The organism is Trinickia camelliae (assembly GCF_053525655.1).
This window is the reverse complement of record NZ_JBCHAA010000010.1, coordinates 102,442-118,615: the sequence shown is the minus strand read 5'-3', so window position 1 is coordinate 118,615 and position 16,174 is coordinate 102,442. Positions and strand designations below refer to the sequence as shown.

Sequence of the window (16,174 nt, the reverse complement as noted above, 5' to 3'; positions counted from 1 at the left end):
CGACGTATGCCACTGGGGCGGTAAAGAATCCTGGTTCCGTTCGCGAATTCACGACTTCCCCCTCACGCATTCGCTGCATTTGCCGAGCGATATTCATGCATTGCGTGCCGCACGCTCTCTCCGGCGTAGCGCGTGCGGAATTGCAGATAGCCGCCGCTCTCCCATGGCGCGTTGCGCGATGCCAGACGTCCTTTCACACCGCTAAACGGCTTGAAGCCCGCGTACGAGTCGTGGCAATAGTTGGTGAAGAAATTGAGTTCCACCTGACGCAGATTGCGGGCTGTGATCAATTCGAAGATGCTGCGCCGATCTCGCGGAATGCGCGCTTCCGCCCGATACGCGTCGGCACGCTCCGATTCCGCCAACGGTAGATCCCAAAGCTTGCCCTTCAGCGAGAACTGCGCCGTGTCGACACGTGACTCGGATCGGTAGATATCGTCTCGCGCTTGCCTGATTTCGGTAATGTCTTTGAGAAATACTTCATGCGCTCCGAGCAAGTCGCGCCGGTCTTCAGCGGTTGCCTGCAATACGAAGTTCAGCTTTTCGTAGACGTTTGAACGAACGCAGGTATAGCGCCAGGCGAGGATGTCGATCAGGCAATCGGCGATTGAGCGTACGCCGGTGCCGTTGGCTTGGATGAAGGCGAGGTAGCTCGATCTCAGCTTGTCGCTAAGTTCGAAAGGATCCCCGCTCGTGCCATCGCGCGAGGCATTCGTTCGGTCGACCGGTACAAGCGCGGCACGAGCCGCCTCATACATCATATTCAGCGGAATCTGCGACAGCTTGTTGTCGTCGGCGCCACCATTCTTGCCTTGCTCGCCGGGCAGATAGCCGCCGCCCAAATCGGAGTGCATGCCTGGGAAGCGGAACTGCCGGCAGTTTCTCGGCATCACGTCACCGGGCAGCTGCACGTCCTCCAGCGGAAACGATTCGCGCTGCTCGTGCATCGCGACGTAGTGCTCGCAGTGCGCCACGCGCGGCGAGATCCTCAGGTGCTTCGTCGCGCCCCAATCACTGTGGCCATTGGCCCATTGACTCGCAGCCGGTCCGAGACTCACTGCGGCCACCGTGTCGAAGATGCCGAGAAAGCGAATGTGGGTTCGCACTCCAGCAAGCATGTCGCCTTCGAAGCATTCATCCAGCCAATTGCAAAATACCCGTGCTTCAGCGGCGCCTCGGCTGAAACCGAATACGTCGATGAACACCTCTTTGAGCTTCGGGTGTTTGGTGTCCTCGATCTTCTGGGCGAGTTGAGCGAACTGCTCCTTGAGGAAGGTCGTGCGGTGCGAAATGCCGTTATAGGTCAACAAGCCGCCCTTGTCCTTCATGCCCACCTTGGCCAATTCGAACTGGTCAGATGGCGACAGGGGGTTGGGGCTGTCTTCCGAACCCGTTTGCAGCGACAGCCAGCCGTTGCGGCATAGCGCGCGGACCGTACTGAGCTCGATTTGCAGGCGATCTCGCACGTCGACCGAGGCATGCATCGAATTGAGCACCGCGAGCAACCCAAACCCTATACGTGCCTCTCCTCCTGCACCAAAGCCCATGCCCAGCGTGTCGCGCGCAAGGTCCTCGCCGATATCGGGAAATGGCGTGCCGACACCGGGGATGTAGTGTCGATAATAGCCGGCCAAGTGATCGTCCTTGTACGCCCGAAATAGGCGGGCTACGTTGCTGTCCTTTTGTCGCTCGAGCTGAGTTCCCGCGGCCTTCGGTTCAATCCAATCCTGATTGTTGCCAGTTCCATCGAAGAACACGCCAACATGGATGCGAAATTCGCACCGCTCGGCACGGCACATCAACTCCGGCAATGTCGGCACCACCCCTTCCGTATTCATCGGGTGCGCGGGTGCACGCAGTAGGCTTGCATTGTTACTCATGGTCTTTCTCTGGCGGCAAAAGGTTGTACTTCTTGAGTTCCTCGCGGGAAAAGGTCGGCCTATCGTCGCTCACGCCAGGCTTCGGGTAGTCCTTCCACGGCTGCTTTTGCGGAATCGGATCATGCGGGCCGGGATACAGCGGGCTATACGGACCATCGTTGGACACCACCACACGCACCGTCCCGTCGGGCAGAAAATGCACCCACACGCGGCCATGTTCGAAATATCGATCAACCGGCACATCGGCCTCGAACTCCCCTCCGTTGACGTGGTCCCGCCAATCGCTGACCTCCCATTTCACATGCGCGGTCAATCCCGGGTACCACTTGTCTGGTAACACTACGCAGCACACAAAGCTCGCCCCCGTGCCAGCCTGAAATCCCCCTGTACCGTTGACCGAGAAATCCGACACGCTCAATTGGTTGGCCAGATGATCGATTCCTGTCAACGTTGAGCCAAACGTCTGCTCCTTGCCAAGCGTTTGGCAACCCGAAAGCATCCCGGCAAAGACAAGCCCTACAGCCACAAACTGCATTCGATAGTTCTGTTTTTTCATCGTCACAATCACGTTAGGTAATCGCAGTTTCATACCCGGCCCACTCGGCAGAAGAAATGCAACATTGGATGCGTAGGTGAACGCAGCAGGCTTGCATAGTTATTCATGGTCGTTCTCTGGCGGCAAAAGGTTGTATTTCTTGAGTTCCTCGCGGGAAAAGGTCGGCCTATCGTCGCTGACGCCAGGCATCGGGTAGTCCTTCCACGGCTGTTTGCGCGGAATCGGATCATGCGGCCCGGGATACAGCGGGCTATACGGACCATCGTTGGACACCACCACGCGCACCGTTCCATTAGCAAGAAAGTGCACCCACACGCGGCCATGTTCGACATATTTGTCAACCGGCACATCGGCCTCGAATTCCCCTCCGTTGACGTGGTCCCGCCAATCGCTGACCTCCCATTTCACATGCGCGGTCAGCCCGGGGTGCCACTTGTCTGGCAGCACTACGCAACACGTGGTGCGCGCCCCAGTACCCGCCTGTGCTCCCCAAGCGCCATTCACCGAAAAATCCGACACACTCAATTGGTTGGCCAGATGATCGATTCCTGACAACGGGGCGCCAAACGTCTTCTCCTTGCCGGACGTTTGGCAACCCGAAAGCACCCCGGAAAATACAAGCCCGAAAGCCGCAAACCGCATTCGATAGTTCTGTCTTTTCATCACCGCAACTCCATCTCAAGCCTCAGGCTTCACCCGCCACCTCATCAACTCATGCCATCGCCCGGAGGCACGCAACGACTCAACCCGCGCAAGAAATCGTTCGTTAGTCAGCAGCACCCCTTCACTTTCCACCGTAACCTTTGCTATATGCCGCTGCACCGTGAACGGTTCGATCCCGTGCTTCAGCGCAAACGCCGCTGCAGCCTCAACCTGCCTGTACTGCTGAGACAACCGCTGCGGTTCGAGCCGACCGCCGCTCCCCTCGACGACCTCATCAGCGAGTGCCCCGGCAAGCTGCAGCTCGAACAACATGGCCTCCTGCTGTTCCGAAAGCACGATCATTTTCTGCCGGCGCACATCGGCGGGCGCGCCCGCACCAAACTCGCGCTGGTCGTCAAATCGATCCGTATATCGCCATTGCGCGACGGGCCCCTTCAACCGGCGCACTTGCTCGGGCGTAAGCACACGTTCCAGCGTGGCAAGCGCACGCGTGTCGGCAAACCGGAGGTAATAGCGATCGCCAGCAGACATTGCGATACTGCGCTGCGATTCAAAATGCGCGACCAGTTCGTCAAGACTCGCCTGTGTCGAGAGGCGGCTGACGGCATATCGCCAAGGCAAAGGCAACGGCCCTTCGATCGGCACAATCGCATCAAAGTCGGCGGCATTCAGCAGCCAAGGGCCAAACAGGCTCGCTTCCGCGGAGGGCAGGTCCGCGTACAGCGCAACGGCATAGGCAGTGCGCATCAGCTTTTCCAGTTCGTCAGCCTCCCGCCAGATCGCCGCGTCAAGCAAAATAATCTCGTTCATTCAGGCATCCTCTCTATTGCGGCACAATCGCACTGCCCGACCGCGCGGCCATCTCAAAACAGCGTCCGCAAAAACTGTCTGGGCGCCCCGGAAAAACAATGGGCTTGGTTTGGGGCCCCGCGTCGCGATGATCCGCCGCATGCATGAGGTACTGCCCATCAGTAAAGCCGATGATGCCCGCGCGGCTTATCTCCAGTTCGGAGCCACCGCCGTTGATCCGGATTCCCTGTTTCGCCTTCAGCTCGATCCAGTCGGTCGTGCTCATGATCTCAACGACTCGTTTGGCGATCAGTTCGACGCGATCGCTTTGCGACTCGATTCGCACTTTCCCCGACGCAGCGACAAGCGCTATGCCCAGCTTGTGCACGAACAGCGAGAACGCATTGGCGACGCTCGCGAAGAACGATTTCCCCGCAGCAATGCCAATGTGCCCGCCCGTGGTCAGCGCAAGATGTTCGTTGCTCGCCAAGTGCGTGCTGCCTGCCGTGCTCGATTGAATACCGGCCGGACTTGCCAGGACGAGATGCGATTCAGCAAGCTCGGGAAACGGGTTGTCGTCCGTTCTGGCGCCGCCGCGAATCGCGTCGTTCTGCTCCCGGATCGCCTTCGCGACTTCACTTTGATCAGCGTTCTTCTCCTGCGCAGCATGCTGCTGCGACAGTTCACTTAGGCTTTCTTGCAGATCGCGCGCTTTCGTGAGCCGCTGAACCGTTTCGCCCATATCCTTCGCGTGGGCCCGAGCATCGATGCGTGCTTCGGTAGTAATCAGCATGCCCCGCGCCGAGCGAAATACGCCGTGTCCATCAGTACGCAATTCCACGCCTTCGCCACGCGCCTCCTGACGCCCCGCGTTGCCGCGAATACGCGTAATGCTGCCGAGGCTCAATTGCGAGAGCGCGTGATCGCTCGACAGTTGCGCTTGGATATTTCCATGGGTGTCGTCCATCGCGAGATGGTTGGTTCTCCCCCCGCCGATCTCGTGGCTGCGATAGCCCGACAACGCCTGATTCCCCGGCAACTCCCACGACGGCATGTTGAGCGCGTTCACGGCACTGCCGGTGATGATCGGCAAATCCGGATCACCGTTGAGAAAGCTGACGGTCACTTCCTGCCCCCGTCGCGGCAGGAACATTCCACCGAACTGATTGCCATGCCACGCCCCGGCCACGCGTATCCAGCAGCTCGAACGCTCGTCGTCGCTGCCTAGCCGGTCCCACATGAACTGCACCTTCACGCGGCCGTATGCATCCGTCCAGATCTCCTGATCCTCGGGGGCGACAACTACCGCGTATTCCGTGCCGTACGCACGCGGCTTGTCCTCTGTATGCAATAGGCGAAAAGCGACGCTTGCAGGCTGGAACTCGAAGTTCGTCTCGCACCGGTACCGCTGACCGGCTCCGGATGCCTCAGCGATCTCCTCGATGTCCAGCTTGCACAAGACAACAAGATGTTCCTGGTTGGCAGCGAGTTGCGGATAGTGCGTCAAAGTGAATGTCTTGCCCGCCTCCAGCCCTCGCAGGTTGCCTTGGCCTGTGGCGCGCAATCCCTGGCAACGCAACGCTTGCATCTGCACGAGCGTCAAATACTCGGCTTCCGTGCGTGGCTCGTTGTGCACACCCGCGATACCGTCGGCCCCCGCTTGCGGCTGGGCGTAGTCGCCCCACACGTAGCGCTCCTGATGCGCGAAGCCGGTATCGCGCGGGTCTTCACGCTTTACCGACAAATCCGCGCGCGGCCACGTGTAGTCATAGTCCACGCTGCGTACCGATCCGGTTGTCAGCTTGCTGGTAACCGATAGCGCGTGGATGTGTTCTTCATCGATGCGTTTGCCGTTCGGGGCCAAGTAGCGGATCGCACGATAGGCCTCGCCATGAGACTGGTGAGCGCCAATGGTGCTGCACAACACCAGCCGATGTTTGCCGTCGCTGTGTTCGAACCAAAAGTAGATCCCCCACTCCTGCCAAAGCCGGCAGAGAAATTGGAAGTCGCTTTCCCAGTGCTGGCGTTGAATATCGCGCTTCGGCCAGGCGTTGTTCGGCAGAGGCGTGCTCAGGCGGGTTTCGACTGGAAACGGGTAGGACGACAACACGGCATCGGTAATCTCAAGGACCGTCTTGTCCTGAAACAGTCTGCAATCCTGGTTACGCGTGGCAAGCCACAGCCACGGACGCAAAATCAATTCGTAGCCAATGGCGCGGCTCTCTTCGCCGACGATGCGCGCGGCAGCCACAAGTCCGGTGATCTCGCGCGTGCCGGCGCCAGCGTTTGGCGATCCGAGTTCGCTATTGTTGCCGGGAACGAAGCTGCCCTTTCCCTCGATCTCAATCGACACGGTAACCTCTGTGCCGATCAGCTGATCGAGGTCGAAGTTCGCAGCGACACTCGGCGCGAACGCCAATTCATCGACAGTCTTTAGACGGAGCGTGTACTCGAACAGCTCGCCGAGAGCCTCTTTGCCGGTTAGTCGGACCGGACTAAAGACCGGTTTGCTGTTAAAGGCCGGCAACGCCGCGCCGGAAACTGAAAGCGTACGGGATTGAGTCGGATTGGACATGTGCGATTTCGTTAGGAGGTCAAACGCGGATCAGCGTCGCACCACAGGAAGTCTTATCGCCGAGATAACCGACAGGGAGGCCATGATGGGTGCGTTTCCCGGTGGCGATAATTCGAAACTTGCCGCCGCACTTCGGGCATTCGACGAGATGCCCGTCCAATGCCACCGGAACACCCATGTCGGTTAGGGTCGGCGTGGCTTCAATCACTCGTCCGCCGTGGTCTGTTGTGTCTCCCAGCCGCGCGACGGCTCGTCCTTGTTCGTCTTTCATCTCAAAACCCATTGTCAGAGGTCGTGCACGGGCTGGTGTCATCCGGCATGACGAGAACCTTGAATTGATGCATGTTGGCCATGCAGCTGTTTTCTAGCTAATTACCCAAATTGGGTTTCGGGCGGGCCGACTGGAGGAAAGCGTGAGAGGCGGTTTGAATTTCCCGGGTCTCGACGGGAAGTTTGGCGTGGAACATCGCAAGGAATCCTTTTTATTGTTCGGCGATGAACCTATATGATTTAGAAGATTTTTTATATGAGAAAAGTCACAAACTTCACGTTTATTGACCGAGATCGCAAACAGCGGCGCCCGGCCTCGCGACTCACGCACGCGTGCCGGGCTATTTGAGGCGACAAGGTCAGCGTCGCCGTCGATGGGGAAGTTACGGCGTATCCGCGTGCGTAATGAGCGTGTCGCGCTGTTCCGCGACTCGCTGCTCCGACGCGCGTTGTTCTGACGTGATCTTCTCCGCGTTGCGGTCGCGATGCCGCGAGCGGTTCACCAGCCCCAGATAGAGCGCGAGCCCGTGCTCGCCGTACAGGCGCTCGACCAGTTGCCGCAGCAAGCCATCCTTCTGCCAGCGCTGATAACGCCGGTGGCACGTTTGATAAGGCGGATAACGCACCGGCAGCCTCGACCACCCTTCGCCGCTGCGCATGATCCACAGCACGCCGTTGAGCACCGAGCGCGTGTCGGACAGCGGGCGGCCGCAGCCGCGGTAGGGCCCCGACTCCGGCAGCATCGCGCGGGCAATGTCCCATTCGCGATCGCTCAGATCGTCCTGCGGGAACCCCGGTTGATGCGCCTGCACCCCGGTTTCCGCGAGCCGTTCCGTTAGATTCTCGTGCGCGTGTTGCCACGCTTCGTTTTTTGTGTCGAATGCTGTGCTCATGAGCCGCTCCGTCTGACGTTGATCGCCGCTGGCTGCGCTGCCGCCGGACCCGGTCCGTTCGCCGTCTCGCTTGGCTTGGCCAACGGCAAATTCAGCAGCGAACGCACGCGGCTCGCATCGATATGCGCGGCCGCCTGAGCAGCCAGCGCGAAACTTTCGAAATCTTCCGCCGACGACAACTTGTCCTTGAATTGAGCGCTGTAGCCGGCGGCCCAGCGCTGTTCGGCTTCCCCGGCCGCGCTCGCGATGTTCTGCTGCGCCCGGTCCAATTTCCCTTGCAACGCGGTCTTCAACCGCGTGACCTGCTTGAGCGTGCCGGCCACCTGGCGCAGCGCATCGCGCAGCCCGGCGTCGCTGTCGGTTCTCCAGCTGTGCGTCGCGATCGGCCCCGGCACGGCTTCGGGCTGAATCCGGTTCGGCCGGCCGCTCGGAAAGCGGATGCCGCCGCCGGTGATCATCAAGCTGTCCTCGAGCGCGGGCCAGTTGGCCTCGGGCGTCGAGAACGTGATCCGGCCGTCGTCGTCCGCGCTCGCCGTGATACCGGTTCGCGCAAGCGAGTAGTTCAGGCGCGCGGCCTGGGCATCGGGCGGCATTTCCGCATCGAAACGCACGATCGCCGGCGCCTTGCTCGCAGCGCTATGGAAGACCAGCGTTTCCGGCTTGCCTGCGCGCGCCGAACGCGCGTCGAGCCCGCGAATCCGGAACGCCTGGCGCGCCGTACCCGCTTCGCCGTAGCCGAGCTGATCGCTGAGCCGTCCACCCGTGGCGGCGCCGCGCGTCTTCCAGCACGCGTCGAATTGCGCAATCTGCTCGGCGAGGTTCTCCCCGCCGTCCCGCGCTCGGCCGTTGATCTGCGAGACCACGGCATGCTTCAATCGCGTCAGTTGCAACGTGGCGCGGTCCAGGAACGCGAGCGTCTGTTGCGCCCCGGTGACCTGGCTGTTGAGCCGCAAATGGGCCGCGATCGCGTCGCTGCGCTGATACCCGGTGAGGCTCGGGCCGCGCGCCGAGTTCGCCGCGCGCGTATTGGCGGCCGCATCCAGGCCCTTGGCCTGAACCGTCGCCGGTGCGCGCGCGGTGCGTGCCGCGTCGATCGTCGATAGCCGAACGCTCGTCATGCCCGCCTCGACTTAGAGCACGCTGAACAGCGACATTTGCGAAATCTGGCCATAGACCTTTTGCGTCGCCTGCACGGCCATCATGTAGCCGTTCAGCTCGGTCATCGCCGAACCGTAGTCGACTTGGCCGAGTTGCAGCGTCGCTTGATCGTCCGCCAGACCGACCGCTTGCTGATTCGATTGCAACTGCGCGAGCACGTTGCGCGACGCACCCATTTGCGCAGTCTTGCTGCTGACCGTCCCCATGGCCGAATCGATCTGATCGAGACAGTCGGCGAGCTTCTGGCGCGTGGCCGGATCGTTCGGATCGACGTTTGGATCGGCGACCGTCGCGGCCGCCGTATCGAGCTTGTTCAGCAACCCGGCCATATCGTCGAGACTGACGTTGCCCGCCGCCGTGGTGCCGCTGCCCACCTGCGCCATCTGCTGCTCGGTGTTGCCGGTGAACGTGTAGCGCTGGCCGAGCGGCGCGTTCGGGTCGTACGAGATCGCGGGCTTGTCGGTGGCCGTGCCCGAGAAAATGTAGTTGCCGTCGCTGTCGCGCGAATTGGCGGTGCTCATGATGCTGTCGCGCAGGTTTTCGAGCGAATTCGCCATCGCGTTCAGGTCGCTCGGCGCATCGCTGCCGTCGGACGCCCACACCATCAGGTCGCGCGCGGACATCATGTCCTTCGTAATGCCGTCGAGATACGCTTCGCTCTTTTGCAGACGGATCGACAACTGATCGATGTTCTTGCCGTACTGGGTGAGCTGATCGTTCTGCTGACTCAACAGTTGCAGGCGCACCGAATCGATCGGATCGTCCGACGGACGCAAAATGCGCTGACCCGTCGCCATCTGCTGCTGCAAGTCGATCATCCGCTGGTTCGCGGTTTGCAGCGTCGAATTCATCAACGCCGCGTATTGGGCTGTGGAAACTCGCATGATTGTTTCTCCCCTTGTGCTTAGACGGCGTCGATGACCGATTGGAACAACTGATTCGCGACTGAGATCACTTTCATGTTGGCCTGGTACATCTGCTGGTATTGAACGAGGCTCACCGCTTCTTCGTCCTGGTTCACGCCGCTCACCGACCCCCACGCCGACACCGCCTGTGCGCGCACCGAGTTCGCCGTGTTGGCCGACTGCTGGTTCTTCTGGCTCGCCGCGCCGATCGCGCCGGACATCGACGTGGTCGCCGTGCCGAACTTGACGGTGCCCACACCCGGCAGCGTCACGTCCTGGTTCTGAATGTCCATGAGCTTCAAGAGGTTCGACGTATCGCCGGGCGCATTCGGATCGCCCGAGAACGCGAGATCGTCGCCAGTCATCGACGTATCGATGCTGAGGTTGCCCGAGGCCGGGTCGTAGTTGAACAGCGGCTTGCCGGGGTTGCCGTTCTTGTCGAAGCCCGCTTGGAGCTGGGCGTTGAAGGTATCCGCGAACTGCTTCTTCAGATCGTTCAGCGACTGCATTTGCGGACGCAGCGTATTCACCTCGTAGTCGTGCAGGCCGCCGAGCGCGCCGCCGATCTTGTCGTCAGGAACGCCGAAAGTCTGGTTGCCGTACTGAATCGAGATCGTCTGCAGGCCCGTGCTCGAGTCGCGATCGACGCTCATCGTAGATGCCTTGCTGCCCTTCACGAGCGGCTGGCCGCCCGCGAGCGAGACGTCCGCCGTGCCGTTGTCCTGCATCACGACGCGCACGTCGGCGAATTCGCTCAACTGGTCGATCGCATGGTCGCGCTGGTCTTCCAGCGTCGACGTGTCGCTGCCGGTTGCCTGCGCGGCGGCGATCTGCTTGTTCAGATCGGCGATCGATTTCGACAGCGAGTTGACCTGGTCGACGGTCGACACGCGCTGCTGTTCGAGCGTGTTCACCTGATCGGTGAAGACCTTCGACATATTGTTGAACTGCTGCGCCATGCCGTCGGCCGCGTGGAGCACGCCGTCGCGGTTCGCGCTCGAGGTCGGGTCGACGCTCGCGTCGTGCAGCGCGTTGAAGAACGACGTCATGCCGAGGCTCAGGTCGCTGCCGGTCATATCGCCGCCAAACGCCGCTTCGAGCTGGTCGAGGTAGGTTTGGCTCGCGCCGTACTGGCCCGTTTGCGAGTTCGATGCCCAGAGCTGGTGAGTCTTGTACGTATCGTTAAAGCGGATCAGCGAGGGCGTATAGACGCCGCCGGTGGCCAGCGAGGCGATCAGCACGCCCTGGCGCGAATAGCCCGGCGTCATCAGGTTCGCGATGTTGTTACTCGACGTGTTGAGTGCAAGCTGCGCGGCAAGCGTGCCCGACAGCCCGATGGAAATCATGTTCATCGTCGTTCCGAATTAGTGTTTGCAACGCGCCGGGACAGTGTGTGTGCCCGCCCGTTGCGGATTTCGTAGATCGCCCACAGCCGATAAGCGACCGCTGTAAGACTTTCGTTAAGCCTTCGTGTCTTCAGATTTCGCTGAGGTTTTGCTGGGCGTCATTCCGCTGGGCAGCGATCCGTTTAACCGCGATGCGCCAGGCGTCATCTGCCGCACGATGAAGTCCGAGATGCCGAACGCGTGCTGCGACGCGAGCGCATCGGAGACGAAGGTGTTCGCGTAGTCGAGCATGTCGTTCGAGATCGAATCGCGCAGCGGACTGTCTTTCGCGCTCATCTCGCGCGTCGCGTTGTTCATCTCGCGCAGCATCTGCTTGATGAACATCGATTCGAACTGCTCGGCCGCGTGTTTCAACTGCTTGGGGTCTTCGGACTGCTGCGTCGCCGCCGCATCCTGCGACGCTTGCGCCGTGGCGGGCTGCGACTGCTTGGCGGCAAGCGGCTGCAGCTGCAGCGCCGCCATTGCGTTCAGGGGTTTCAAGGTATTCATGCCTGGCTCCATCCCATTCGATCAAATGACGACCAGCTCGCCGTTCAGCGCGCCCGCTTCGTCGAGCGCCTGCAGGATCGCCATCAGGTCGTCGGGCGTCGCGCCCATGCCGTTGATCGTGTCGACGATCGTCTGCAGCTTCACGTTGGCCGGCCACTTGAACATATGCGCGCGGTCCTGCTCCACCTTCACCGAGGTCGCCGGCGACACCACCGTGCGCCCTTGCCCGAATGCATTCGGCTGGCTGACTTCGGAGCTCTCCGAGATCACGACTTTCAGCGCGCCGTGCGACACCGCAACCGGCTTGACCGTCATGCCGTCCGAGATCACGACCGTGCCCGTGCGGGAATTGATCACTGCCTTCGGAATGCCCTGGCCGGCGGTGACATCGAGTGCATTGAGCTTCGCGACGAAGGCGACGCGCTGCGTCGGATCGGCAGGGGCGACCACCTCGACGGAGGTCTCGCCTTGCGTCGTCGCGGCCTCCGAACCGAGCGAGCGGTTGATCGTCTTCACGATGTTGGTCGCGGTCTGGAAGTTCGGGCGCTTCAGCGAAAGGCGCACGGTCGGCGTGTTCGCGAAGTCGGTCGCGATTTCGTTTTCGATCGTCGCGCCATTCGGAATGCGGCCCGACGACGTCGTATTGATCTGGATGCTCGAACCGCTGTTGCCCTGTGCGTGAATGCCCGGGATCACGACGTTGCCTTGCGCGAGCGCATAGACCTGACCGTCGACGCCCTTGAGCGGCGAGAGCATCAGCGTGCCGCCGCGCAGGCTCTTCGCGTCGCCCATCGACGACACCGTCACGTCGACCTTTTGCCCCTTCGTATAGCCGGGCGGAAACGTGGCGCTCACCATCACCGCGGCGACGTTCTTCGAGCGCAGGTTCACGTTCTCGGGCATCTTGACGCCGAATTGCTTGAGCACGTTGACGATCGACTGGCCGGTGTACTTGATCTGCTGGCCGTCGCCCGTGCCGTTCAGGCCCACGACGAGCCCGTAGCCGATGAGCTGGTTCTCGCGCATCCCCTCGACGTTGACGAGGGAGCCGAGCGGCGCCGCGTTGGCGATCGCGACGAGCGGTCCGAACAGACACACGGCGAGCACCAGCAGTGTTTTCAAAGCCAAGGTCCGTGCGATCCGGGTGATGAGGTGAGTTTTCATGATTTGCCTCTTTAGAAAGGCATAAACGCGCTGTTCAACACGCGCGTGAGCCAGCCGGCCTGGTTGGAATCCGCAAGCGCGCCACGGCCGACGTATTGAATGCGTGAGTTGGCGATGCGTTGCGAGGACACGCGATTGTTCGTGTCGATGTCGGAGGTGCGCACGTAGCCCGTGAGCCGCACGACTTCCTCGCCCTGGTTCAGCGCGAGCACCTTCTCGCCTTTGACTTCGAGCAGGCCGTTGGGCAGCACTTGATGGACGACGACCGTGATGTCGCCGTGCAGCGCGTTTTGCTGCTCGCTCGTGCCCGAGCCGTCGAAGGTCCGGTTCGCGCTGAGCGACGTGTCGAGCGGGATGTTCATCGTCGCGAGCGCGCCGGGCTTCACGTCGGCAGTGCTCTTCTTGCCGAACGACGTGCCGGCTTTCTTGCTCGCCTGCGTGTCTTCTTCGAGCATCACGGTCAGCGTGTCGCCTGGGCGGAACGCGTGGTTGTCGGAGGTCAGCGACCATGCGGCTTGATCGACGAACAGACCGCCGGCCTTGCCGGCCGGCTGCTCCGCAACCGGCGGCATCTCATAACCGTCTACGTGCATTGGCTGAGGCGCGACGATGGCGCACCCGCTCAAGGCGGCCGCCGCCGCGAGGGCGGCCGCCGCAATGGCGGACCTCGCGGAACGGGAAGCTGAGCGCGAATATGAGCGGGAGCTCATCGCGCCACCTGCGCCAGTTGCTGCAGCATGTTGTCGGCGGCGGTCAGCACCTTGGTGTTCATTTCGTACGTGCGTTGCGCCGAGATCATGTCGACCATTTCTTCGACGACCTGCACGTTCGAGCCTTCGAGCGAGCCCTGCTTGATCTTGCCGAGACCGTTGCTGCCCGGATCGCCCTCGTTCGGCGAACCGCTTGCGACCGTCTCTTGATAGAGGTTGTCGCCGAGCGCAAGCAGCCCGGTCGGGTTGACGAAGTTCGCGAGCTGCAGCTTGCCGAGTTCCTGCGGCGTAGCCGTGCCCTGCACGGTCGCGGTGACGGTGCCGTCCTCGCCGATCGTGACGCCCGTCGCGTTTTGCGGCACCGTGATTTCCGGCTGGATCGCGAGGCCTTGTGCATTCACGAGCGTGCCGTCCGCATTCACCTGCAGCTGGCCTGCACGCGTGTAGGCCGTGTCGCCGTCGGCGGTTTGCACTTCGAGAAAGCCGTTGCCGACGATCGCGACATCGAGCGGCTGGCCGGTCGTCTGCAGATTGCCGTTCGTGAACACCTTCTGCGTGCCGACGAGCCGCGTGCCGGTGCCGAGCTGAATGCCCGACGGCGACGCGACGTTCTGGCTTTGCTGGCCGCCCGGCTGCTGCTCGATTTGATAGAACTGGTCTTCGAACACGAGACGGTCGCGCTTGAAGCCCACCGTGTTGACGTTCGCGAGGTTGTTCGCGATCGACTGCAGCTTCGCGTCTTGCGCCTGCAAGCCGGTCTTGCTGATCCACATTGCCTGATTCATTTCGGTACCTCTTGAATGTTCGTTTCGTTAGCCGCGGATGAGGCGGTTGCCCGCGTCGGCGTTGTCGTCAGCGACCTTGTACATCCGCATCTGCACTTCGAAATCGCGATTGAGCGTCATCGTCTTGAGCATTTCTTCGATCGGCGAGACGTTGCTCGACTCCAGATGGCCGGGCATGACCGACACCGTTTCGTCGTCGCGCAACGGCGCGCCGCTCCTCGACACGATGAGACCTTCTTCGTTCTTGATCACGTCGCCGGGCGCGGTCGCGCAGACGAGCTTGATCTTGTCCGCGATCTGCATGTCGGTTTCGCCCGGCGCGCGGATCGAGATCGTGCCGTCCTCGCCGATCTTGATGGCGTCGAACTCGGGCAGCACGATCGGCCCCGATGCGCCGAGCACCGGGTGACCGTTCGTCGTGAGATTGCCGTCGCCGTCGATCTTGAAGTTGCCGTTGCGCGTGTAGGCTTCGCCCTGGTCCGTTTCGACGGCGAAGTAGCCGTCGCCGCGAATCGAGACGTCGAGATCGCGTCCCGTTTCGACCATGTGGCCCTGCGAGACGTCGACCATGTCCGCCGCCAGCTCGACCGCCTCGCGCGAGTTGTAGCCGTAGCCCTTCACGCTGTTGTTCTGAGCGAGTTCCAGGTCGGCGCGAAAGCCGTCGGTTTGCGCGTTCGCCATGTTGTTCGCGTGCATCTGCAGCGAATACTGCGTGCGATCGGCCGCGCTCATGATCAAGTAGATGAGCCTATCCATGGCGTTACACCGCTTGCATGAGCGCCTGCATCATCTGGCTTTCCGTCGAGATGACCTTCGAGTTAGCCTGATAGTTGCGCTGCGCCGTGGTGAGGTTCACGAGTTCCGAGGTCATGTCGACGTTCGATTGCTCGAGCGCGCCGACCGTCAGCTTGCCGGCCATGCCGCTGCCCGGCGTCGCATAGAGCGCGGTGCCCGATGCGTTGGTCGCCTTCCAGCTGGTGCCGTCGACGGCTTGCAGTTTGTCGTCGTCGGGGAACGTGGCGAGCGCGACCTGGCCGACCGTTTCCTTTTGGCCGTTGCTGTACTGCGCGATGATCGAGCCGTTCTCGTCGAGCGCGACGTCGGTGAGCGCGCCGGATTGGTAGCCGTCGGTCTTGTTGGTCGTGGTGGTCGTGTCGCCCGCGAATTGCGTCGTGCCCGCGTAGTCGACGTTGACCGTCAATGCCGCCGCGCCATCGGGCGTGCCGAGATCGAGCGCGACCGGGGACGTCGGCGACGTGAGCTTGCCGTTCTCGTCGAAGGTCAGCTTGTTGGTCGCTTGCAGGTCGTTGCCGTCCATCGTGTAGTGCACGTCGACCGAGCCGTCGTCCTGCTTGACGAAGTACTGCGTGACCGCGTGCTCGCGGCCGAGCGAATCGTAGACGGTGGAGACCACCGAGCTGTTGTACGACTGCGGATCGTCCTTGCTGAAAGTCGTCGACGCAGGCGCGGTCCAGTCGGCCGACATATTGCCGACATACGAGAGCGAGCCGCTCGCCTTCGCGGGAATCGAGCCGGTCGGCACCTGCATGTCGCCAAAGCCGCCGGCGCTGCTGTAGCCCTGTACGTGGCGGCCATAGCTGTCGACGATGTAGCCGTCCTTATCCGAGCTGAAGATGCCCACGCGCGAGTACAGCATCGAGCCGTCGCTGTCCTTGCTGACGAAGAAGCCCTTGCCTTGAATCGCCGCGTCCATGCCGCGGCCGGTTTGCAGCACGTTGCCGCCGATGTCGACCGTCTGCGTGACCGAGCCGACGTACACGCCGCTCGGCTGCATGCCCGCATACGCGGCCGCGAAGTTCGCGCGGCCCGACTTGAAGCCGAAGGTCCCCGTGTTCGCGATGTTGTTGGAGATGGAATCCAGCTGGCTATTGATCGCGTTGATGCCGGACAGTGCAATATCGAAACTCATT

General features: G+C 61.7%; 16 protein-coding genes. All 16 read right to left on the bottom strand.

Annotated elements, in window-relative coordinates:
• Window positions 1–62 precede the first annotated feature (62 nt).
• On the bottom strand, window positions 63–1,880 hold the full coding sequence (locus tag AAHK20_RS17935; RefSeq protein ID WP_449182843.1) for a T6SS phospholipase effector Tle1-like catalytic domain-containing protein: 1,818 nt from the start codon (window positions 1,878–1,880) through the stop codon (window positions 63–65).
• Window positions 1,873–2,469 (bottom strand): DUF3304 domain-containing protein, encoded by a 597-nt coding sequence (locus tag AAHK20_RS17930; RefSeq protein WP_449182842.1) that lies wholly within the window; start codon window positions 2,467–2,469, stop codon window positions 1,873–1,875. Before AAHK20_RS17930 ends, AAHK20_RS17935 begins: the two co-directional genes overlap by 8 nt.
• A 66-nt stretch (window positions 2,470–2,535) precedes the next feature.
• Window positions 2,536–3,099, bottom strand: coding sequence for a DUF3304 domain-containing protein (locus AAHK20_RS17925; RefSeq protein WP_449182841.1), 564 nt, complete (start codon window positions 3,097–3,099; stop codon window positions 2,536–2,538).
• Window positions 3,100–3,114: 15 nt separating this feature from the next.
• Window positions 3,115–3,909 carry a DUF4123 domain-containing protein gene (locus tag AAHK20_RS17920; protein ID WP_449182840.1) on the bottom strand — a complete coding sequence of 265 codons (795 nt, stop codon included), beginning with the start codon at window positions 3,907–3,909 and terminating at the stop codon, window positions 3,115–3,117.
• 13 nt (window positions 3,910–3,922) lie between these two features.
• Window positions 3,923–6,463, bottom strand: a complete 2,541-nt coding sequence (locus tag AAHK20_RS17915; RefSeq protein WP_449182839.1) for a type VI secretion system Vgr family protein — start codon at window positions 6,461–6,463, stop codon at window positions 3,923–3,925.
• A gap of 19 nt (window positions 6,464–6,482) precedes the next feature.
• Entirely contained in the window at window positions 6,483–6,734 is a 252-nt protein-coding gene (locus AAHK20_RS17910; protein ID WP_449182838.1) for a PAAR domain-containing protein, read from the bottom strand.
• Window positions 6,735–7,116: 382 nt separating this feature from the next.
• A complete protein-coding gene (locus AAHK20_RS17905) occupies window positions 7,117–7,626 on the bottom strand; it encodes a transposase (RefSeq protein ID WP_449182837.1) in 510 nt (169 codons plus the stop codon).
• Window positions 7,623–8,744 (bottom strand): hypothetical protein, encoded by a 1,122-nt coding sequence (locus AAHK20_RS17900; RefSeq protein WP_449182836.1) that lies wholly within the window; start codon window positions 8,742–8,744, stop codon window positions 7,623–7,625. The genes AAHK20_RS17905 and AAHK20_RS17900 overlap by 4 nt, the downstream gene beginning before the upstream one ends.
• Window positions 8,745–8,756: 12 nt before the next feature.
• The gene (gene flgL / locus AAHK20_RS17895; protein WP_449182835.1) at window positions 8,757–9,668 is read right to left on the bottom strand and encodes a flagellar hook-associated protein FlgL; all 912 of its coding nucleotides are present in this window, start codon (window positions 9,666–9,668) and stop codon (window positions 8,757–8,759) included.
• A gap of 20 nt (window positions 9,669–9,688) precedes the next feature.
• Entirely contained in the window at window positions 9,689–11,041 is a 1,353-nt protein-coding gene (gene flgK, locus AAHK20_RS17890) for a flagellar hook-associated protein FlgK (protein WP_449182834.1), read from the bottom strand.
• A 108-nt stretch (window positions 11,042–11,149) separates the two neighbouring features.
• Window positions 11,150–11,584: a rod-binding protein gene (locus tag AAHK20_RS17885; RefSeq protein WP_449182833.1), complete on the bottom strand. Its 435-nt coding sequence runs from the start codon at window positions 11,582–11,584 to the stop codon at window positions 11,150–11,152.
• A gap of 21 nt (window positions 11,585–11,605) precedes the next feature.
• A complete protein-coding gene (locus AAHK20_RS17880) occupies window positions 11,606–12,748 on the bottom strand; it encodes a flagellar basal body P-ring protein FlgI (protein ID WP_449182832.1) in 1,143 nt (380 codons plus the stop codon).
• Between the two features lie 11 nt (window positions 12,749–12,759).
• Complete coding sequence (flgH, locus tag AAHK20_RS17875; protein WP_449182831.1) at window positions 12,760–13,458, bottom strand: flagellar basal body L-ring protein FlgH; 699 nt, start codon at window positions 13,456–13,458, stop codon at window positions 12,760–12,762.
• Entirely contained in the window at window positions 13,455–14,243 is a 789-nt protein-coding gene (gene flgG / locus AAHK20_RS17870; protein ID WP_449182830.1) for a flagellar basal-body rod protein FlgG, read from the bottom strand. The genes flgH and flgG overlap by 4 nt, the downstream gene beginning before the upstream one ends.
• Window positions 14,244–14,270: 27 nt before the next feature.
• On the bottom strand, window positions 14,271–14,999 hold the full coding sequence (locus AAHK20_RS17865; RefSeq protein WP_449182829.1) for a flagellar basal body rod protein FlgF: 729 nt from the start codon (window positions 14,997–14,999) through the stop codon (window positions 14,271–14,273).
• A gap of 4 nt (window positions 15,000–15,003) precedes the next feature.
• The gene (locus AAHK20_RS17860) at window positions 15,004–16,173 is read right to left on the bottom strand and encodes a flagellar hook-basal body complex protein (RefSeq protein ID WP_449182828.1); all 1,170 of its coding nucleotides are present in this window, start codon (window positions 16,171–16,173) and stop codon (window positions 15,004–15,006) included.
• Between the last annotated feature and the right edge of the window lies 1 nt (window position 16,174).